This window comes from Streptomyces resistomycificus (assembly GCF_001514265.1).
Taxonomy (GTDB): Bacteria; Actinomycetota; Actinomycetes; order Streptomycetales; family Streptomycetaceae; genus Streptomyces; species Streptomyces resistomycificus.
In genome coordinates, this window is the sequence record NZ_KQ948989.1 from 767,272 (window position 1) to 786,831 (window position 19,560).

Genomic DNA, 19,560 nt, shown 5'->3' on the forward strand with positions numbered 1-19,560 from the left:
GCAATGACCGAGAAGGAATACTTGGCAAGCGTCACCTCGGTACGGTTATCTTGGGCTGGGCGCCGCCCAAGCGGTGTGTGCACGTTCCCAATATGCTTCCCAACCACCAGAAACGGGAGAGACCCATGCCGGAGACCACCCCCAGGGGCCTCACCAGGCTCGCCTTCGGCGGGGACTACAACCCGGAGCAGTGGCCGGAGAGCGTCTGGGAGGAGGACGTACGGCTGATGCGGGAGGCCGGCGTCACCATGGTGAGCGTCGGGATCTTCTCCTGGGCCCTGCTGGAGCCCGAACCGGGCGTGTACGACTTCGGCTGGCTCGACCGGGTCCTGGACCTGCTGCACACCAACGGCGTCCGTGTGGACCTCGGCACGCCCACCGTGGTGCCCCCGGCCTGGTTCTACCGTGACCACCCCGACGCACTGCCCGTGACGGCCGACGGCGTCCGCCTCGCGTTCGGCTCGCGCGGCGCGATCTGCCACAGCAACGCCGACTACCGGGCGGCCGCCGCGAACATCACCACCAGGCTCGCCGAGCGCTACGCCGGCCACCCGGCCCTGGCCATGTGGCACGTGCACAACGAGTACGGCGTCCCCGTCTCCGCCTGCTACTGCGACTCCTGCGCCGCCCACTTCCGCCGCTGGCTGGCCTCGACGTACGGCACGGTCGAGGGGGTCAACGCGGCCTGGGGCACCGCCTTCTGGGGCCAGCGCTACGCCGACCTCGGCCAGATCAACCCGCCGCGCACGGCACCCACCGTCGGCAACCCCGGCCAGGCGCTGGACTACAAGCGGTTCGCCGACGCCACCATGCGCGAGAACTTCGTGATGGAGCGGGACATCCTGCACCGCCTCTCGCCCGGCGTCCCGGTCACCACCAACTTCATGACCGCGCTCAGCCAGTGCGACTCGGTGGACTACTGGGCCTGGGGCCGCGAGGTCGACCTGGTCACCAACGACCACTACCTGATCACCGACGGCCGCCGCACCCACGTGAACCTCGCGATGGCCGCAGACCTCACCCGCTCGGTCGCGGGCGGTGCCCCCTGGCTGCTGCTCGAACACTCCACCTCGGGGGTCAACTGGCAGCCCCGCAACCCCGCGAAGGCGCCCGGCCAGATGGCCCGCAACTCCCTCGCCCACGTGGCCCGCGGCTCCGAGGGCGCCATGTTCTTCCAGTGGCGCCAGTCGCGGCGAGGCGCCGAGAAGTTCCACTCGTCGATGGTCCCGCACGGCGGCACGGACACCAGGGTGTGGCGCGAAGTGGTCCGACTGGGCGCCTGGCTCGACTCGTTGAGCACCGTCCGTGACACCCGCACCGTCGCCGACGTGGCCGTCCTGTGGGACTGGCAGTCCTGGTGGGCACAGAACCTCCAGTGGCGCCCCAGCGAGGACCACGACCCGCGCGAACGCGCCGACGCCTTCTACGAGGCGCTGTACGACCGTCACCTCACCGTCGACTTCGCCCACCCGGAAGCCGACTTGTCGAGGTATCCCCTTGTCGTCGTGCCGGCGCTGTACCTGATGACGGAGGCGGCCGGCCGCAACATCGCGGAGTACGTCGAGAACGGCGGCACCCTCGTCGTGTCGTACTTCTCGGGCATCGTCGACGAGCACGACGCCGTCCACGAGGGTGCCTACCCGGGGCCGCTCAGGGACGTGCTCGGCCTGACCGTCGAGGAGTTCTCGCCCCTCCTCCGGGACCAGTCGGTGCGCATCACCGGGCCCGACGGCTCGGAGCTCACCGCGGACGTGTGGACCGAGTTCGTGGTGCCGCGCGGCGCCGAGACCGTGTGGACGTACGCCGACGGTCCGGCCGCGGGACACCCGGCCGTCACCCGGCACCGCCTCGGCGCGGGCACCGCCTGGTACGTCTCCACCCGCCTGCCCGTCCAGGGCCTGGACGTCCTGCTGGGCTGGGCCGTGGAGGACGCGGACGTCAGCACGCGCGCCGACCTGCCCCGCGACGTCGAGGTGGTGCGGCGCACCGGCGAGTCCGGCACCTACCTGTTCGCCGTGAACCACACGGCCTCGGACGTCAAGGTGCCCCTCGGCGCGGACGGCACCGAGCTGCTGACCGGTGAGCGCGCCGCGGGCCGTCTGCCGGTCCCGGCGGGCGCCGTCCGGGTCGTGCGACTCGACGGCTGACCAGGCTCCCCTCCGCCCGTGCGAGCGCGCGAGCCGCGGGCGGAGGGGGCACGTCACTCCTCCAGGACCCCCACCCGGAAGGCGCGTGTACCGAACCCCCTTGTGTCGCAAGGGAGTTCGATACCGGACAACGTCGAGGACTCCGGTGCGGGGCGGCGTCGACTGCGCCACAGTGGGAAGACGCGGTAAGAGGAGCCCCGGACGGAGGGGAACGGCATGCTGAGGACTCCCACCGGCCACAGGCGCCTGGACATCCTGGAATGGCTGACGGACCCCGCTGCGCACTTCCCGCCGCAGCGGCACGCCGATCTCGTCACGGACGGCGTGACCGCCGAGGCCGTCGCCCGCAAGCTCGGGGTGCGCCGCGCCGTCGCCGAGACCCACCTCGACCTGCTCGCGGACCTCGGCCTGCTCCGCACCACCCGGATCCGGCGCCGCACCCACTACCGGCGCGACGACATACGGATCGCCGAGGTGGCCCGCATGTTCGAGAAAGGCTGGTAGGCGGCAGGCCCACGCGGTACCCGCCCGCCAGGAGGACCCGACTGTGACAGCACAGCGAAGGGCAGGCACGCATGCACCGTCCCGCGGCTCTGATCCCCCGCCACTACGTCGCGATCGGCGGCCGTGGACCCGAGGACGTCGTCGCCGACGCCCGCGGACGGGTGCTGACCGGGCTGGAGGACGGCCGTATCCTGCGGCTGGACGGCCTGGCCGAGCCCTTCGCGCCCCGTGTCGAAGTGATCACCAGGACCGGTGGCCGACCGCTCGGACTGCAACTCCTGCCGGACGACGGCCTGTTGGTCTGTGACGCGGAGCGGGGGCTGCTCGGCGTGGATGTGGCCGACGGCACGGTACGCGTCCTCGCCGACACGGTGGCGGGGGAGCGGCTGCGGTTCTGCAGCAACGTGGTCGCCCTGTCCGACGGGACCGTGTACTTCACCGTCTCCAGCCGCCGCTACCCGTTGGAGGAGTGGATCGGCGACATCGTCGAACACACCGGCACCGGCCGCCTGCTGCGCCTGGCGCCGGGCAGCGACACACCCGAAGTCCTGCTGGAGGGACTGCAGTTCGCCAACGGTCTCGCGCCGAGCGCCGACGAGAGGTTCCTGATCGTCGCCGAGACCGGCGCCTGCCGGCTGACCCGTTTCTGGCTCACCGGACCGAAGGCGGGCCACCGCGAACCCTTCGTCGACCGTCTCCCGGGCATGCCCGACAACCTCTGGCGCGGCGCCCCCGACGGTCCCGTCTGGGTCTCGCTGGCAGGCCCCCGTGTCCCGCCCCTCGACCTGTTGCACCGAGCCACCCCCGACGTCCGCCGTGCCGCCGCCCGCGTCGCCGTGCGCGCACCGTTCCGCCCCTCGGGGGCCGTCGGGGTCCTCGCGGTCGACGACCACGGCGAGATCGTCCACCACCTCACCCGCCGCCACTCCGGCTTCCGCATGGTCACCAGCGTCTGCGAGGCCGCGGGCGGGCTGATCCTGGGAAGCCTGTGGGAGCGGGGCGTCGCCGTCTGCGAGGCGCCGAGCACGAAGTGACCCGGGCACAGCCCCGGGATACCCTGTGGAGCAGCCGCGATCACCTCGCGGCGCGGCGGTGGGGCCCGCCGTACCCGAACCGCGGCTCGGTCGCCGCCAACGGTCCCTACTTGCGATGGAGCGCGCCCGCACACCAGGGCCCCGGCGAGTAGGAGACGTACGACGATGACAGCGCAGCACACCGACAGCCTCGGCGCTCCCGCGGCACCGCGGCGCAAGTCCGACCTGCGCGGCCAGGCCCCTGTCGTCGCGGTGGTCGCGCTCGGCGGCGTCATCGGCGCCTGCGCCCGGTACGGGCTCTCGCTCGGATGGCCCACCCCACCAGGTCGCTTCCCCTGGTCCACGTTCTGGACCAACGTCGTCGGCTGCGCCGTGATCGGCGTGTTCATGGTGGTCATCACGGAGGTGTGGGCCGCCCACCGGCTCGTCCGCCCGTTCTTCGGCACCGGAGTGCTCGGCGGCTTCACCACCTTCTCGACGTACGCCGTGGACGTCCAGAAACTGCTCGACGCCGGCCACCCGCGCACCGGCCTGGCCTACCTCGCAGCGACCCTCCTCGCGGCGCTGACGGCGGTGTGGCTCGCGGCCTCGGCCACCCGCCGCGTACTGAAGTGGAGGCAGCGATGACCCGGCTCACCGGCCGTGCCCTGCGCGTCACCGTCCTCGTCGGCGAGCACGACACCTGGCACCGCAGGCCCCTCTACACCGAGATCGTGCACCGCGCCCACGCTACCGGCCTCGCCGGAGCCAGCGTCTTCCGCGGCATCGAGGGCTTCGGCGCCTCCTCCCTGATCCACACCTCCCGGCTGCTGTCGCTGAGCGAGGACCTGCCGGTGGCGATCGTGATCGTGGACGACGAGGAGCGGGTCCGGGCCTTCCTGCCGCAGCTCGACGAACTCGTCACCGAGGGACTGGTGATCCTCGACGACTGCGAGGTCATCAGGTACGCCGGCCGGGAGAGCGAAAAGGGCAATCCGGACACGAAGGGTAAGAAGTGGTTGTGAACTGGCTGCTGGTCGTCGCGGGGGCGGCCGTCGGTGCGCCGCTCCGCTATCTCACCGACCGGGCCGTGCAGTCCCGGCACGACTCGGTCTTCCCCTGGGGCACCTTCGCGGTGAACGTCGTGGGCTGTCTCGTCCTCGGCCTGCTGACGGGCGCGGCAGCCTCCCAAGCCGCCGGTTCCCACCTCCAACTGCTCCTGGGCACCGGCCTGTGCGGGGCGCTGACCACGTACTCGACCTTCTCGTACGAGACGCTCCGGCTGACCGAGACGGGCGCGGGGTTCCATGCCGCGGTGAACGTGATCGGCAGCGTGGCCGCGGGTCTGGGGGCCGCCTTCGCGGGCGTGGCGGTGGCGCAGGCGGTGTGGGGCTAGGCGGCTGCGCGTGATCGCGTGTGGGCCGGCTCTCGTCCGCGTGTAGTAAGACAGAGCCCGCCGCACCCGCCCCCTGAGCAGAACTGGATCCCATGAGCGTCATCAGCGTCGGTCAGGCCGTCGTCCTCGGAGTGGTCGAGGGTGTGACCGAGTTCCTTCCCGTCTCCTCCACGGGGCATCTGAAGATCGTCGAAGGGCTGATGGGGATCCCGGTCGACGACGACTCCGTCGTCGGGTTCTCGGCCGTGATCCAGGTCGGGGCGATCGCCGCCGTGCTCGTGTACTTCTTCAAGGACATCGTGCGGATCGTCTCCGCCTGGGGCCGCGGGCTCGTCAACCGGGAGGAGCGCTACCACCACGACTACAGGTTCGCCTGGTGGGTGATCTGCGCGACGATCCCGATCGTCGTGGTGGGGCTGGCCGCCAAGCCGCTCATCGAGGGGCCGCTCGCCTCGCTGTGGGTGGTGGCGGGCTCGTTGATCGTCGGCAGCGGCGTGATGTGGGCGGCGGACCAGATGGGGCGGCACAAGCGGGGCGAGGACGACACCTCGTTCAAGGACGCCATGCTGGTGGGCGGTTCGCAGATCCTCGCGCTGCTCTTCCCGGGCTTCTCGCGCTCCGGCGCCACCATGTCCACGGCGCTGATCCTGGACCTGGACCGCGTCGCCGCCACCCGGCTCTCCTTCTTCCTCGGCATTCCGGCCCTGACCGGCGCCGGCCTGTACGAACTCAAGGACGCCCTCGGTGCCGGGGTGGGCGCGGCCCCGCTCGCCGTCGGGACCGTCGTCTCCTTCGGCGTGGCCTACGCGTCCATCGCCTGGCTGCTGAAGTTCGTCGCCAAGCACTCCTTCAACGCCTTCGTGGTGTACCGGATCTTCGTGGGCGTGCTGCTGTTCGGGCTGCTGGCCACGGGCGGACTGAGCGGCTGACAGCAGCGCTGTCCCGACGCCGCGCACACGGGGTGTGAAATCTGTTTCAGAGTTCACGCCCCGTGAATTTTCTGTTTCAGCGACCTTGACACGGGCCGCGTGCCCCCCGGAGTATCACTCCCGTGAACCTGTCAGACAGCCAGACAGCCAGTCAGGGCCCGCGGCGCGTCAGTGCCATGGAGGCGGTGCTCGGGCATCTGCGCGGCGCCATCGAGCGCGGCGACTACGCGATCGGCGACAAGCTCCCCTCCGAGGCGGAGCTGTGCCGCTTGCTCGAGGTCTCCCGGCCCGTGCTGCGCGAGGCCCTCAGGGCCCTGCAGACCATGGGACTGACCGTGTCCAAGACCGGCAAGGGCACCTTCGTCCTCGCCAACGCCGTCGAGGACCCCACCTTCGGCGACTACGCGGCCAGCGACCTGCTGGAGGTGCGCCGCCATGTCGAGATCCCGGTCGCCGGGTACGCGGCCCGCCGCCGCAGCCACGAGAACCTGGACCACCTGGCCCACCTCCTGGACCGGATGGAACGGGAGACCGACACCACGGCCTGGGTCGCGATGGACACGCTGTTCCACCTCGGTGTGGCCGAGGCCGCCCAGAACCCGGTGTTCCGCCGGGTCATCGAGGAGATCCGTGACGCGCTGGCCCGCCAGTCCGCGTTCCTCAACGAGCTCGGCGGCCGGCGCGAGCAGTCCAACCGCGAGCACCGGGCGATCGTCGAGGCGCTGATCGACGGTTCCGAATCCGACGCGGTGGAGGCCATGGCCCACCACCTCGACCGCGTCGAGACCACCCTCACCGACATCGTGCGCCCCCAGCGCGCGGACACCCCCCTGGAAGGCGGACCCGAGGCGTGAGCGAGCAGCACCTCCAAGAGGCGACCCCCAAACGGACCGTGCACGTCGACGCCGGAGACGAGGGCTACAGCAAGTCCCTGAAGTCCCGGCACGTCAACATGATCGCCATCGGCGGCGCGATCGGCACCGGGCTCTTCCTCGGCGCCGGCGGCCGCCTCGCCGAGGCCGGCCCGTCCCTGTTCATCGCCTACGCGGTCTGCGGCATCTTCGCCTTCCTCGTCGTGCGCGCCCTCGGCGAACTCGTCCTGTACCGGCCCTCGTCCGGCGCCTTCGTGTCGTACGCCCGCGAGTTCCTGGGCGAGAAGGGCGCGTACACCGCGGGCTGGATGTACTTCCTCAACTGGGCCACCACCGGCATCGCCGACATCACCGCGGTGGCCACGTACACCCACTACTGGGGCATGTTCTCCGACATCCCGCAGTGGGTGATCGCGCTGATAGCCCTGGCCGTGGTCCTCACCGTGAACCTGATCTCGGTGAAGATCTTCGGCGAACTGGAGTTCTGGTTCGCCATCGTCAAGGTCAGCGCGCTCGTGATCTTCATGTGTATCGGCATCTTCCTGCTGGTCACCCAGCACCCGGTGGACGGCGCCACTCCCGGCCCTTCCCTGATCACCGACAATGGCGGCGTCTTCCCCAGCGGCCTGCTGCCCATGCTGCTGATCATCCAGGGCGTCGTCTTCGCCTACGCCTCCGTCGAGCTGGTCGGTGTCGCCGCCGGTGAGACCGAGAACCCCGAGAAGATCATGCCGAAGGCGATCAACTCGATCATGTGGCGGGTCGGCCTGTTCTACGTCGGCTCGGTGGTCCTGCTGTCGATGCTGCTGCCCTGGAACAGGTACACGGCCGGCGAGAGCCCCTTCGTGACGGTGCTGTCCAACATCGGCATCCCCGCGGCCGGCGGCGTGATGAACCTGGTCGTGCTGACCGCCGCCATGTCCTCGCTCAACTCCGGCCTGTACTCCACCGGCCGCATCCTGCGCTCCATGGCGATGTCCGGCTCCGCCCCGAAGTTCACCGGAGTGATGAGCCGCAGCCAGGTCCCCTACGGCGGCATCCTGCTCACCAGCGGTATCTGCGTGCTCGGCGTCGGCCTCAACTTCGTCGTGCCCGCCGACGCCTTCGAGATCGTGCTCAACTTCGCCGCGATCGGCATCCTCGCCACCTGGGGCATGATCATGATCTGCCACCTGATGTTCTGGCAGAAGACCCAGAGGGGCGAACTCGACCGCCCCGGCTACCGGTTGCCGGGCTCCCCCTGGACCGAACTCGTGACGCTGGCCTTCCTCGCCTCCGTCCTGGTCCTCATGTACGCCGACGGCGGCGCCGGACGCACCACCGTGCTGTGCCTGCCGCTGATCGTCGGGGCGCTGGTCGCCGGATGGTTCGCCGTCCGCGGCCGTACGGCGCGCAAGTCCACCACCGGAGCCGACGCGTGAGCCACGCGCCGGCCGACCCACACCAGGCAGTGATGAACAGCAGTTCCGTCGCGGACGCACCCCTGATCCGTGAGCCCCTCCACGCTCCCGTCGCCCACCTCATACGCGGCGGGGTCGTCGAGGGCATCCACTACGGCTCCGTCGTCGTCCTCGACGACGACGGCGGAGTCCGGTTCCAACTCGGCGACATCGAGGCCGCGTTCTACCCACGCTCGGCCCTCAAGCCCGTACAGGCCGTGGCCATGGTCAGGGCGGGCCTCCCACTCGACGGCGAGCTGCTCTCGCTCGCCGCGGCCAGCCACTCCGGAGAGGAACGCCACCTCGCCGGCACCCGGCGCATCCTGGAGCTCGCCGGACTCACCGAGGACCACCTGCTCAACGTCGCCGACCTGCCCTTCGACCCGGTCGTCCGGGACGACTGGGTCCGGGCGGGCCGGCTGCCCTCCAGGCTCGCCCAGAACTGCTCCGGCAAGCACGCGGCCATGCTGTACGTCTGCATGCTCAACAACTGGTCCCTGGACGACTACCTCGATCCCGCGCACCCGCTGCAGCAGGCGATCGCGGAGATCGTCGAAGACCTCACCGGGCAGCGCATCGCCCAGGTGACCGTCGACGGCTGCGGCGCGCCCCTGTTCTCCGTCTCCCTGCACGGTCTGGCGCGGGCCACCGCCCGCATCACCGAGGCCGCACCACTCACCCCCGAGGCGCGCGTCGCCGACGCGATGCGCGAGCACGCGGAGATGGCCTCCGGTTCCGGCCGGGACGTCGCCGCGCTGATGCGGGCCGTGCCGGGGCTGCTGGCCAAGGACGGGTTCGAGGGCGTCCAGGTCGCCGCGCTGCCGGATGGCCGCGCCGTGGCCGTGAAGATCGCCGACGGGGCGAACCGGGCCCGGATCCCGGTGGCCGCGGCCGCCCTCGCCCGGGCCGGCGTCGACCCGGACCTGCTGACCGAGTTCGCGGGGGAGTCACTGCTCGGGGGCGGCACACCGGTCGGGTGCGTACGCCCGGTCCGGGCGCTCGCCCCGGTGACCTTGTCGGCCTGTGCCTGACGGTCCGCTCCCACACCCGGGCGGCAGGCCGGCCGAGCGACGCGGGCGCTGTGTCCGACCGGTTGCGGCTGCCCCGTGACGGGTCGCACCCACGCGGCCCGGCCGCAGCAGGTCACAGCCCCGCCCGTCCGGGGCGATACGCCCCCGGAGGCGTGTCGCCCGGCCTCTCCCTGTCCACCTGCTCCCTCACCCCCGCCCGTCAGAAAGAGGCCGCACCCTCATGACCGCATCCCTCCGCAGTGAGCACGACCTGCTCGGCGACCGCGACGTTCCCGCCGAGGCGTACTGGGGCGTCCACACCCTGCGCGCCACGGAGAACTTCCCCATCACGGGCACTCCGATCTCCGCATACCCCCATCTGATCGACGCGCTGGCAGCCGTCAAGGAGGCCGCCGCCCTCGCCAACGAGGAGCTCGGTCTGCTGGAGCCGCGCAAGGCCGCCGCGATCGTCGAGGCGTGCCGGGAGATCCGCGAGGGCAAGCTGCACGACCAGTTCGTCGTCGACGTGATCCAGGGCGGCGCCGGCACCTCGACCAACATGAACGCCAACGAGGTGATCGCGAACCGGGCGCTGGAACTGCTCGGACACGCCAAGGGGGAGTACGAGCACCTGCACCCCAACGAGGACGTCAACCTCGGCCAGTCCACCAACGACGTCTACCCGACCGCCGTCAAGATCGCGACGGTGTTCGCGGTACGTGGACTGCTCCGGGCGATGTCCGTCCTGCAGGACTCCTTCGCCCGCAAGGCGGTCGAGTTCCGCGAGGTCCTCAAGATGGGCCGCACCCAGTTGCAGGACGCGGTCCCGATGACCCTGGGGCAGGAGTTCTCCGCCTACGCGGTCATGATCGACGAGGACCGCAGCCGTCTCGCCGAGGCCGTCGAGTTGATCCACGAGATCAACCTGGGCGCCACGGCGATCGGCACCGGCCTCAACGCCCCGGCCGGATACGCCGAGTCCGCCCGCCGGCACCTCTCCGAGATCACCGGACTCCAGCTCGTCACCGCCGCCAACCTGGTCGAGGCCACCCAGGACTGCGGCGCGTTCGTCCAGATGTCGGGCGTGCTGAAGCGGATCGCCGTCAAGCTCTCGAAGAGCTGCAACGACCTGCGCCTGCTGTCCTCCGGGCCGCGCGCGGGCCTCGGCGAGATCAACCTGCCGCCGGTGCAGGCCGGTTCGTCCATCATGCCCGGCAAGGTGAACCCGGTGATCCCCGAGGTCGTCAACCAGGTCGCCTTCGAGGTGATCGGCAACGACGTCACCATCACCATGGCCGCGGAAGCCGGACAGCTCCAGCTCAACGCCTTCGAGCCGATCATCCTGCACTCCCTGTCGGAGTCCGTCACCCACCTGCGGGCCGCCTGCCTCACCCTGGCCGAGCGCTGCGTCGACGGCATCACCGCCAACACCGAGGCCCTGCGTGCCAGTGTGGAGAACTCCATCGGCCTGGTCACCGCTCTCAACCCGCACATCGGGTACACGGCGGCCACCGACATCGCCAAGGAGGCCCTCGTCAGTGGCCGGGGCGTGGCCGAACTCGTCCTGGAGAAGGGCCTGCTGCCGGCCGAGCGGCTGGCCGACCTGCTGCGCCCGGAGGTGCTCGCCGGCAGCGGCTCGACCCGGGGGATCTGAGGTGCGGCACCCCGCGAGCGGCTCGGCGCCCCGGTGCGGGCGCCGGGCTGACACGCGGGGTGCCGTCACACCCACGGATGAAGCGTCGCAGGCGTTCTGCGGGCGTCACCGCCGAGTGGCCGGGGAATTCGGCGGCTTGGCACCGGCGGGGTGGTACCGCTGATCGGCGCAGCCCGCCCCGCCATTCTCCAGAAAATGCTACTAATGCTCCTATGCTGCATTCGCGGCTTCTCGTAAGGGCCGTCTCCTGCCCTGGTGAACGTTCTCCTATGCACCCCGCGCCGGGCGGAGTGATGGAATCCTTCGGCGAATCCAGGAGAATTCATGCGTGTGGCCGTGACAGGTGGCGGCGGTTTTCTCGGCTCGCATCTGTGCGAAGCACTTCTGAGGCGCGGCGACCAGGTCGTGTGTCTCGACGACTTCTCGACCGGTGATCCCGCGAACATCGCGCCCTTTCTGGGAGATCCGGCTTTCGAACTCGTCCGCGGTGACGTCAGCCGGTCGGTCGAGGTGCCCGGCACCGTCGACGCGGTGGCCCACCTGGCCAGCCCCGCCTCGCCTCCCGACTACCTCGCACGTCCGCTGGAGACGCTCGCCGTGGGCAGCCGTGGCACGGAGAACGCGCTGCGACTCGCGGCGCGCCACGACGCCCGCTTCGTCCTCGCCTCCACGAGTGAGGTGTACGGAGACCCCGAGGTCCACCCCCAGGACGAGTCGTACTGGGGCCACGTGAATCCCATCGGGCCGCGCAGCGTCTACGACGAGGCGAAAAGGTTCTCCGAGGCCCTGACCGAGGCCTACCGGACGAACCGTGGCACCAACACGGGAATTCTGCGGATTTTCAACACCTATGGTCCGCGCATGCGACCGCACGACGGTCGGGTCGTCTCCAGTTTCGTCGTCCAGGCGCTCGCCGGAGAGCCTTTGACCGTCTACGGCGACGGAAAGCAGACCCGCAGTTTCTGCTACGTCGACGATCTGGTGCGCGGCATCGTGGCCATGCTCGACCACGACGAACCCGGGCCGGTGAACCTCGGCAACCCCGTCGAACTGACGGTTCTGCAACTGGCCGAACTCGTCCTGAACCTGACGGGATCCCAGGCCGAGGTCCAGTTCCACCCGCTGCCCGTCGACGACCCCACCCGGCGGCGCCCGGTCATCGCCCGCGCGGCGGAACGCCTGGGGTGGAGCCCCGAGGTCGGCATCGAGGAAGGGCTGCGCCGCACCGTGCGGTGGTTCGCCTCCCGCCCGGACGACGTCGCCGCCGCACTCTCCGCGATCCGGGGCGGGCAGCAGGACGGCGTCGTCACCGCCGGGTCCTGCCCGGCCGGCGCGACCACCGCCGCGTCGTGACCCAGACGGACCACGGCCGCCCGCGCGGCCCCGCCCGAAGCGGCGGGCCGCTGCGCGCGGACCCCGACGAGGCGATGCTGAGAACCCACCTGTGGACCCTCTCCGCGGGCAACGTCGTCGACGCGCCCCCGGACGGACCGGTCTTCGGCAAACCGCGCCGAGCGCTCACCCCCGGGGCCGCGTCCTGGATCCCCCGGCTGGGACGTCTCGACCGGATCAAGGTGTCCCTGCTCGCGGTGTGCTGGTGGACCGCCCTGGTCTGCTTCTGGGAGTGGTGGCTGCGCCCGGAGCACCGGGCCGGTCTGGCGGGCTTCGCGGTGAACAGCGCGCTCCTGCTGTACCTGTCCGTGCTGCCGCTGTACTTCGTGGTCGTCATGGTGCGGCTGCGCACGTTCGACCCGAGCGTCGAGGTGCCCCGGCTGCGCACCGCGTTCGTCGTCACCCGGGCGCCGTCCGAGCCCTGGAGCGTCGCCCGCACCACCCTGAGCGCCATGCTGCGGCAGGATTTCCCGCAGCCCTACGACGTCTGGCTGTGCGACGAGGATCCCAGCCAGGAGACCCTGGAGTGGTGCCGGAGCAACGCCGTGAGCGTGTCCTGCCGACGCGGTGTCGCGTCGTACCACCGGGACGCCTGGCCCCGCCGCACCCGGTGCAAGGAGGGCAACCTCGCGCACTTCTACGACAACTGGGGCTACGCCGAGTACGACGTGGTCGCCCAGCTCGACGTCGACCACGTGCCCCACCCCCGCTACCTGCAGGAGGTGGTCCGGCCGTTCGCCGATCCGGCCGTCGGCTACGTCTCCGCCCCCAGCGTGTGCGACGCCAACGCCACCACGTCGTGGTCGGCTCGCGGCCGGCTGCACCGCGAGGCCACCTTCCACGGCCCGATGCAGCTGGGGCACTCCGACGGCCTGGCACCCCTGTGCATCGGATCCCACTACGCCGTACGCACCCGCGCCCTGCAGGACATCGGCGGGCTCGGGCCCGAGCTGGCCGAGGACTTCTCGACCACGTTCCTGCTGAACTCCGCGGGCTGGCACGGGGCGTTCGCCATCGACGCGGAGGCGCACGGGGACGGCCCCATCACCTTCGCCGCCATGGTGACGCAGGAGTTCCAGTGGTCACGCAGCCTGGTCTTCATGCTGCTGGGCATGCTTCCCCGGCACCTGCGGCGCATGCCGGGCCGGCTGCGGGTCCGGTTCGCGTTCGCCCTCTCGTACTACCCGCTGCTCGCCCTGACCACCACCGCGGGCCTGCTGCTGCCACCGATCGCCGCGGTCACCGGCCAACCCTGGATCAACGTCAACTACGGCGCCTTCCTGCTGCACTTCTGGGCCATGTCGTTCTTCCTGGTGGTGCTGACCGCGCTGCTGCGCCGGCGCGGCCTGCTGCGCCCCGTGGACGCGCCGCTGCTGAGCTGGGAGGGGTGGCTGTTCGGGCTGACCCGCTGGCCGTACGTGGCCTGGGGAGCCGCGGCCGCCGTGACGCAGCGTCTGCGGCCGAAGAAGGTCGTCTTCAAGGTGACGCCCAAGCGCCGCAGCGGCATCGAGCCGTTGCCGCTGCGCCTGATGCTTCCCTACCTCCTGATCACCGTCGTCCTGTCCGGCGCGGCCGTGGTCGGGGAGCTGACAGGACCCGCGATCGGCTACGTGTTCCTGTGCCTGCTCGGTGCCCTCTCCTACGCGCTGGTGACCCTCTCCGTCAGCGTCCTGCACGTGCGGGAGAGCGCGAGGTCGGCGGGCGTCGGCGCGCACCGCGCACTGCGCAGCGCCGCCCTGCCGCTGTTCGCGGGCCTGGTCGCCCTGGCGCCGCTGGCCTGGGCGCTGATGCTGTTCCCCGCCTACGCCCGCGGCTTCCTCACCGGCTGAACCGGCTGACGCCACGTGCCCGCCCGGCGCGCCCGAGCGGCCCGTCCCGCCGCCAACGTCCCACCCTCCCCGACGAAAACGAGGTCCCCGATGCCCGAAACGGTCCTGGTGACAGGCGGCGCAGGCTTCATCGGCAGCCACACCTGCGTCGAACTGCTCGCCCACGGCTACGAAGTCATCGTGGTCGACAACCACGTCAACAGCTCCCCGCACGCCCTGGAACGCATCGCCAAGACGGCGGGACGGCCGCTCACCGCCGCCTACCGCGTCGACGTGCGCGACCGAGCGGCCCTCGCCCAGGTGTTCGCCTCCCACCAGGTGGACGCCGTCATCCACTTCGCGGCCCACAAGGCGGTCGGCGAGTCGGTGGCGCTGCCGGTCGAGTACTACGACACGAACGTCGGCGGCACCTGCGCCCTGCTGTCCGTCATGCGTGAACACGGCGTCCACCGACTGGTCTTCTCCTCGTCCTGCTCCGTCTACGGCGACGCGCAGACCATGCCGCTGACCGAGCTGAGCCCGGTCGCCCCCACGAACCCCTACGCCCACACCAAGCTGATGTGCGAGCGGATCCTGGAGGACGTCTGCGACCACCTGGTGGAGATGAAGGTGCTCGCCCTGCGCTACTTCAACCCGGTCGGAGCCCATCCCGGCGGTTTGCTCGGCGAGGACCCGCGGGGCGTCCCCGACAACGTCATGCCGTACGTCGCCCAAGTCGCCGTGGGCCGCCGCGAGGTGCTGAGCGTCTTCGGGGACGACTACCCCACACCCGACGGCACCGGGGTGCGGGACTACATCCACGTCATGGACGTCGCCGAGGGACACCGGGTCGCCGTCGAGCACCTGGACGACCGGACGGGCATGAGGGTGTTCAACCTCGGCACCGGCACCGGCACCTCCGTGCTCCAACTGGTCGCGGCCTTCGGCGAGGCGAGCGGCCGCCCCGTTCCCTACCGGATCGTCGACCGCAGACCCGGCGACGTCGCCGAGCTCGTCGCCGACCCGAGCGCGGTGGCCGCGGCCTGGGACTGGACCACCACGCGTGACCTCGACGCCATGTGCCGTGACGCCTGGCGGTTCCAGGAACGCAACCCGCACGGCTACGCCCGCTGAACCCGTCGACGCCGGCGGCCCCACGACAGGAGAACCTCCATGCGGTTGACCGTCATCGGTACGGGATACCTCGGAGCCGTGCACGCCGCGTGCATGGCGGACCTCGGACACGACGTCCTCGGCGTCGACACCGACACCCGGAAGATCGAGGCACTCGCCGCAGGCCGGGCACCCTTCTACGAACCCGGCCTGGCGGAACTCCTCACCAGGAACACCCGGTCCGGGCGACTGCGTTTCACCACCTCACTCCAGGAGGCGGCCGACTTCGCCGACCTGCACTTCGTATGTGTCGGCACACCGCAGCGCCCCGACTCCCTCGCCGCCGACCTGAGCCATGTCGAGGCGGTCGTCGACGGTCTGGCACCGCTCCTGACCCGCGACAGCCTCGTCGTCGGCAAGTCGACCGTGCCGGTGGGCACCACCCGCTCGCTCAGCCGCAGACTGGCCGCACGGCTGCGCCCCGGCGTCACCGCCGAGATCGCCTGGAACCCGGAGTTCCTGCGCGAGGGATACGCCGTCCAGGACACCCTGCGGCCCGACCGGCTCGTCGTGGGCGCCACCTCGGCCCACGCCGACGGGCTGCTGCGGACCGTCTACGAGCCGATGCTGCGATCCGGCGTGGCCTACGTCGGCACCGACCCGGCCACCGCCGAACTGGTGAAGGTGGCCGCCAACTCCTTCCTGGCGACGAAGATCTCGTTCATCAACGCCATGGCGGAGGTCTGCGACGCCTCCGGAGCCGACGTGGTGACCCTCGCCGACGCCCTCGGCCACGACGTGCGCATCGGGCGCCGGTTCCTCTCCGCCGGTCTCGGGTTCGGCGGCGGCTGCCTGCCCAAGGACATCCGCGCCTTCCTCGCCCGGGCCGAGGAACTGGAGGTGGGCGAGGCGGTGTCCTTCCTGCGCCAGATCGACCGGATCAACGAGCGGCAGCGCCGGCGCACGGTCGACCTCGCACGTCACCTCCTGGGCGGCACGTTCGCGGGCCGGCGGGTCGCCGTGCTGGGCGCCACCTTCAAACCCGACAGCGACGACGTGCGCGACTCACCGGCCCTGGCCGTCGCCGCGCAGATCGTCGCGGCGGACGCCGACGTCCGCGTGCACGACCCGGAAGGCCTCGACAACGCGCGGGCCGCGCTGCCCGGGCCGGCGTACTGCCCCGACGTCGTGGAGGCGTGCCGGGACGCGGACCTGGTGCTGCACCTGACCGAGTGGCGCCAGTACCGCGCACTCGACCCGGCGCACCTGTCGGAGGTCGTCCGGGCGCCGCGCCTGCTCGACGCCCGCAACGCCCTGGACCCGGCGGCCTGGCGGGCGGCCGGCTGGCAGGTCCGCGCCCTGGGACGCCCCGCGCCGGTGCCGCCGCCCGGCACCGGCGAGGCGTTGCGGGTGACGATTCCTCAGGCCGTCGGACCGAACTGCACCGCCCCCACGCCGGGGGACCCGCTCAGCGGCGTCCCGAAGTAGTCCACCGGCCCCGGGTCGACGCCCAGAACGCGCAGATCCACCGCGGCACCGGTCAGCACGGGGGTGCACTGGGCAGCCAGTGCGCCGCGCGTGGGACCGGTGCCGTTCAGGTTCGGGCCGGCCGTGGACAGCGGGACCGGGGCGAGACACGGGTCGCGGTCGGTACCGAGGGGCCGCGGCCCCAGCGTCTCCTGCCCGGTCGCCTGACGCCAGGCGTCCAGACCGGTGTACGAGAGCTCCCCCCACTGCAGGTTCCAGCCCCGCGGACTGTGGTAGTCGTTGCCCTGCAGCAGCACGTCCGATGATGCGAACGCGTTTTGGGACACCACCAGGGGCGGACCGTCCGTGACGAACACGTTGTTGCGGACGGTGACGGCGCCAAGGCTGGACAGGAGCCGCAGGGCAGGTGGGCGGACGGGGCCGTTCGCCCTGGTCAGCACCGTGTTCTGGTAGATGTCGAGGTCGGTGACCCGCGATCCGAACGCGACGATGCCGCCGTAGTCCTGGAGCTTGCGGCTGTCGTCGTGGCTGATGTTGTACCGGACCGTGTTGTCCGTGTGCGCCCTGTTCGGGACGGCCGAGTAGATCAGGTAGCCCGCGCCGTCGTTGCCGTAGGACAGGTTGTACTGCATCACCGAGTGGGACACGTTGTTGTCCAGGCCGAACCCGCCGCCGTCCACTTCGGAACCCGTGTGGTTGGCGTAGGCGACGTTCCGCTGGAACGTCATCCGCGTCGAGTCGTACGTCCAGATGCCCTCGGGGCCCTCCGCGGCGTCGGGCGAGGACAAGCGCCCGTTGTCGTGGGCTACCGACTGCTCCACCAGGCCTTGCCGGACGCTGCCCAGGACGATGCCGCTGCCGGTGTTGCGGCGGGACGCCCGGGGGTCGCCGACGTTCTTGTACGCCGTCACCCTCGACACGGTCACCCGCTCGTGTGCCCAGGCGGGTGCCGCCGAGTCGAAGGCGGGGCCGTCCGCCACCAGCCCCGCGTCCTGGTTGCCGTGCAGCGCGCAGTCGCGGATCACCACGTCCCGGAAACCGGACGCGTCGGCGCCGCCGTGCAGCCGGATGCCGTTGCGGAAACCGCGCACCTCGACACCCGAGACCCGGACGTACGGCAGTTTCCGGCTGCCCGGCAGATCGCTGGTGAACGCGATGCCCTCGTGCGACCGGTAGGCCGCGGGGTCACCGGCGACCACCAGGTCGCGGATGACGACGCCGCTGGTGTTGTGCACCTCGATGCCCCGTGTCCCGCGGGCCGTGATCACCCCGCGCCCCGTGCCGTACGACTCGACGACGACGGGCTTGCGGGCGCTCCCGGCGTCCCCCTGACCGATGCTCAGGGTGCCCGGGAACCTGGCGCCGCCCTTCAGCCGCAGCCGGTCGCCCGGCTCGAACCGCACGGTGTCGGCACGCCGGAGCGTGCGCCAGGCGGTCTGCGGGGTCCGCCCGTCGTCGCTGTCGTCACCCCCCGGACTCAGATAGAACGTCCGTCCGCCCTGAGGGTTCTCCCGCGGGGGGACGTAGGGGGTGGGCATGCTGCAACCCGCCAGCAGCACCGCCGCGGCGCACAGGCCAGCCGCGCCCCTGCTCCTGTTGCCCCGCAGCATCAAGTCGGCGGCTGTGGTGCCTTCGTTCCGCTGGCGCAACGTCGCTCCCGTCTGCTCGATGGTCGAACGGGCCCCGCATCACGGAGACCGCGGATCCTCACCCTGACGTGCGGGCCCGCGATCGGCGGCCCAGCACGCGGAGTGCGGCCCAAGACACGCCTGATTGGACGGCACGGCAGAGATGGGCGCCGTCGGCCCCGGCGCGGCCCGGGCGCACTCGTGCGGCATGATGATGAGCCATGTCCGCGCAGTTCCAGCCCGTCCTCGACCGCATCGCCGACGAGATCGGCCGCACCCCCGGCCGCGGCCGGCCCGCCGACTACATCCCGGCGCTCGCGGTCCGCGACCCGCGCAGCTTCGGCATGGCCGTCGCCGAACTGGACGGCACGGTGTACGGCGTGGGGGACTGGCGCGAGCCGTTCTCCACGCAGTCCATCACCAAGGTCTTCACCCTCGCTCTCGACCTGGCCCGCGAGGGCGACGAACTCTGGGAGCACGTGGGCCGCGAACCCTCCGGCAACCCCTTCAACTCCCTGGTCCAGCTGGAGTACGAGAACGGCATCCCGCGCAACCCGTTCATCAACGCGGGCGCGCTCGTCGTCACCGACCGCCTCCACACCCGTACCGGGGACGCGGCCGACTCGCTGCTGACCTTCCTGCGCTCGGAGAGCGGCAACCACGCTCTGGACTTCGACCAGGAGGTCGCCGCCTCCGAGGCCGCGCACGGCGACCGCAACGCCGCCCTGGCCCACTTCATGGCGTCCTACGGCAACATCGACAACCCCGTTCCGGTCCTGCTCGACCAGTACTTCCGCCAGTGCTCCCTCACGGCCTCCTGCGCCGACCTCGCCCTGGCCACCACCTTCCTGGCCCGCCACGGCATCCGCGCCGACGGCACCCGGCTGCTCAGCCGAAGCCAGGCCAAACAGGTCAACGCGGTGCTGCTGACATGCGGGACCTACGACGCGGCGGGCGACTTCGCCTACCGGGTGGGACTGCCGGGCAAGAGCGGTGTGGGCGGTGGCATCATCGCGGTGGTGCCCGGGCGGTGCACGCTGTGTGTGTGGAGCCCGGGCCTGGACGAGCGGGGCAACTCCGTGGCGGGCGTGGCGGCGCTGGACAGGTTCACGACCCTGACGGGCCTGTCGGTGTTCTGAGGGCGCCGCCCGCGGTGTGGGCGACCGA

At 71.3% G+C, this 19,560-nt stretch carries 17 protein-coding genes; 16 read left to right on the forward strand and 1 reads right to left on the reverse strand.

Features of this window, described 5'->3' with window-relative positions:
- The first annotated feature begins 125 nt into the window (after window positions 1-125).
- The 15 genes from AQJ84_RS08445 to AQJ84_RS08515 all read left to right on the forward strand — a co-directional run bounded on the left by AQJ84_RS08445 (window position 126) and on the right by AQJ84_RS08515 (window position 16,765).
- On the forward strand, window positions 126-2,147 hold the full coding sequence (locus tag AQJ84_RS08445; protein ID WP_053190106.1) for a beta-galactosidase: 2,022 nt from the start codon (window positions 126-128) through the stop codon (window positions 2,145-2,147).
- 216 nt (window positions 2,148-2,363) lie between these two features.
- Window positions 2,364-2,651, forward strand: a complete 288-nt coding sequence (locus tag AQJ84_RS08450; RefSeq protein WP_030044695.1) for a helix-turn-helix domain-containing protein — start codon at window positions 2,364-2,366, stop codon at window positions 2,649-2,651.
- Between the two features lie 71 nt (window positions 2,652-2,722).
- Window positions 2,723-3,685: an SMP-30/gluconolactonase/LRE family protein gene (locus AQJ84_RS08455; protein ID WP_053190107.1), complete on the forward strand. Its 963-nt coding sequence runs from the start codon at window positions 2,723-2,725 to the stop codon at window positions 3,683-3,685.
- Window positions 3,686-3,850: 165 nt separating this feature from the next.
- Window positions 3,851-4,312, forward strand: a complete 462-nt coding sequence (gene crcB / locus AQJ84_RS08460; RefSeq protein WP_030044694.1) for a fluoride efflux transporter CrcB — start codon at window positions 3,851-3,853, stop codon at window positions 4,310-4,312.
- Window positions 4,309-4,689 carry a DUF190 domain-containing protein gene (locus AQJ84_RS08465; protein ID WP_030044693.1) on the forward strand — a complete coding sequence of 127 codons (381 nt, stop codon included), beginning with the start codon at window positions 4,309-4,311 and terminating at the stop codon, window positions 4,687-4,689. The genes crcB (AQJ84_RS08460) and AQJ84_RS08465 overlap by 4 nt, the downstream gene beginning before the upstream one ends.
- Entirely contained in the window at window positions 4,686-5,060 is a 375-nt protein-coding gene (crcB, locus tag AQJ84_RS08470) for a fluoride efflux transporter CrcB (RefSeq protein ID WP_030044692.1), read from the forward strand. Before AQJ84_RS08465 ends, crcB (AQJ84_RS08470) begins: the two co-directional genes overlap by 4 nt.
- Window positions 5,061-5,152: 92 nt before the next feature.
- A complete protein-coding gene (locus AQJ84_RS08475; RefSeq protein ID WP_030044691.1) occupies window positions 5,153-5,989 on the forward strand; it encodes an undecaprenyl-diphosphate phosphatase in 837 nt (278 codons plus the stop codon).
- A 176-nt stretch (window positions 5,990-6,165) separates the two neighbouring features.
- Window positions 6,166-6,843, forward strand: coding sequence for a FadR/GntR family transcriptional regulator (locus AQJ84_RS08480; protein ID WP_030044690.1), 678 nt, complete (start codon window positions 6,166-6,168; stop codon window positions 6,841-6,843).
- Window positions 6,840-8,282: an amino acid permease gene (locus AQJ84_RS08485; protein WP_030044689.1), complete on the forward strand. Its 1,443-nt coding sequence runs from the start codon at window positions 6,840-6,842 to the stop codon at window positions 8,280-8,282. The genes AQJ84_RS08480 and AQJ84_RS08485 overlap by 4 nt, the downstream gene beginning before the upstream one ends.
- Before the next feature lie 32 nt (window positions 8,283-8,314).
- The gene (locus AQJ84_RS08490; RefSeq protein WP_030044688.1) at window positions 8,315-9,331 is read left to right on the forward strand and encodes an asparaginase; all 1,017 of its coding nucleotides are present in this window, start codon (window positions 8,315-8,317) and stop codon (window positions 9,329-9,331) included.
- A gap of 220 nt (window positions 9,332-9,551) precedes the next feature.
- Window positions 9,552-10,964 (forward strand): aspartate ammonia-lyase, encoded by a 1,413-nt coding sequence (gene aspA / locus AQJ84_RS08495; RefSeq protein WP_053190108.1) that lies wholly within the window; start codon window positions 9,552-9,554, stop codon window positions 10,962-10,964.
- 324 nt (window positions 10,965-11,288) lie between these two features.
- Window positions 11,289-12,317 (forward strand): UDP-glucuronic acid decarboxylase family protein, encoded by a 1,029-nt coding sequence (locus AQJ84_RS08500; protein ID WP_078631813.1) that lies wholly within the window; start codon window positions 11,289-11,291, stop codon window positions 12,315-12,317.
- Window positions 12,314-14,185 carry a glycosyltransferase gene (locus tag AQJ84_RS08505; protein ID WP_053190109.1) on the forward strand — a complete coding sequence of 624 codons (1,872 nt, stop codon included), beginning with the start codon at window positions 12,314-12,316 and terminating at the stop codon, window positions 14,183-14,185. Before AQJ84_RS08500 ends, AQJ84_RS08505 begins: the two co-directional genes overlap by 4 nt.
- Before the next feature lie 90 nt (window positions 14,186-14,275).
- Window positions 14,276-15,298, forward strand: coding sequence for a UDP-glucose 4-epimerase GalE (gene galE, locus AQJ84_RS08510; RefSeq protein WP_030039893.1), 1,023 nt, complete (start codon window positions 14,276-14,278; stop codon window positions 15,296-15,298).
- 39 nt (window positions 15,299-15,337) lie between these two features.
- A complete protein-coding gene (locus AQJ84_RS08515) occupies window positions 15,338-16,765 on the forward strand; it encodes a UDP-glucose dehydrogenase family protein (protein WP_030039892.1) in 1,428 nt (475 codons plus the stop codon).
- Here AQJ84_RS08515 and AQJ84_RS08520 read toward each other — a convergent pair.
- Window positions 16,699-18,303, reverse strand: coding sequence for a right-handed parallel beta-helix repeat-containing protein (locus AQJ84_RS08520; protein ID WP_225877198.1), 1,605 nt, complete (start codon window positions 18,301-18,303; stop codon window positions 16,699-16,701). The genes AQJ84_RS08515 and AQJ84_RS08520 overlap by 67 nt on opposite strands.
- Before the next feature lie 311 nt (window positions 18,304-18,614).
- On the opposite strand from AQJ84_RS08520, the gene AQJ84_RS08525 reads away from it, so the two are divergent.
- Window positions 18,615-19,532: a glutaminase gene (locus AQJ84_RS08525; RefSeq protein WP_030039890.1), complete on the forward strand. Its 918-nt coding sequence runs from the start codon at window positions 18,615-18,617 to the stop codon at window positions 19,530-19,532.
- Window positions 19,533-19,560: the final 28 nt, after the last annotated feature.

Excerpts from the sequence above, each read along its gene's own strand:
- galE (WP_030039893.1), top strand. The coding sequence starts at position 14,276 with ATGCCCGAAACGGTCCTGGTGACAGGCGGCGCAGGCTTCATCGGCAGC.
- AQJ84_RS08515 (WP_030039892.1), top strand. The coding sequence starts at position 15,338 with ATGCGGTTGACCGTCATCGGTACGGGATACCTCGGAGCCGTGCACGCC.
- AQJ84_RS08455 (WP_053190107.1), top strand. The coding sequence starts at position 2,723 with ATGCACCGTCCCGCGGCTCTGATCCCCCGCCACTACGTCGCGATCGGC.
- AQJ84_RS08525 (WP_030039890.1), top strand. The coding sequence starts at position 18,615 with ATGTCCGCGCAGTTCCAGCCCGTCCTCGACCGCATCGCCGACGAGATC.
- AQJ84_RS08480 (WP_030044690.1), top strand. The coding sequence starts at position 6,166 with ATGGAGGCGGTGCTCGGGCATCTGCGCGGCGCCATCGAGCGCGGCGAC.
- AQJ84_RS08500 (WP_078631813.1), top strand. The coding sequence starts at position 11,289 with ATGCGTGTGGCCGTGACAGGTGGCGGCGGTTTTCTCGGCTCGCATCTG.
- AQJ84_RS08490 (WP_030044688.1), top strand. The coding sequence starts at position 8,315 with ATGAACAGCAGTTCCGTCGCGGACGCACCCCTGATCCGTGAGCCCCTC.
- AQJ84_RS08475 (WP_030044691.1), top strand. The coding sequence starts at position 5,153 with ATGAGCGTCATCAGCGTCGGTCAGGCCGTCGTCCTCGGAGTGGTCGAG.
- AQJ84_RS08465 (WP_030044693.1), top strand. The coding sequence starts at position 4,309 with ATGACCCGGCTCACCGGCCGTGCCCTGCGCGTCACCGTCCTCGTCGGC.
- aspA (WP_053190108.1), top strand. The coding sequence starts at position 9,552 with ATGACCGCATCCCTCCGCAGTGAGCACGACCTGCTCGGCGACCGCGAC.
- AQJ84_RS08520 (WP_225877198.1), bottom strand. The coding sequence starts at position 18,303 with ATGCCCACCCCCTACGTCCCCCCGCGGGAGAACCCTCAGGGCGGACGG.
- AQJ84_RS08445 (WP_053190106.1), top strand. The coding sequence starts at position 126 with ATGCCGGAGACCACCCCCAGGGGCCTCACCAGGCTCGCCTTCGGCGGG.
- AQJ84_RS08450 (WP_030044695.1), top strand. The coding sequence starts at position 2,364 with ATGCTGAGGACTCCCACCGGCCACAGGCGCCTGGACATCCTGGAATGG.
- crcB (WP_030044694.1), top strand. The coding sequence starts at position 3,851 with ATGACAGCGCAGCACACCGACAGCCTCGGCGCTCCCGCGGCACCGCGG.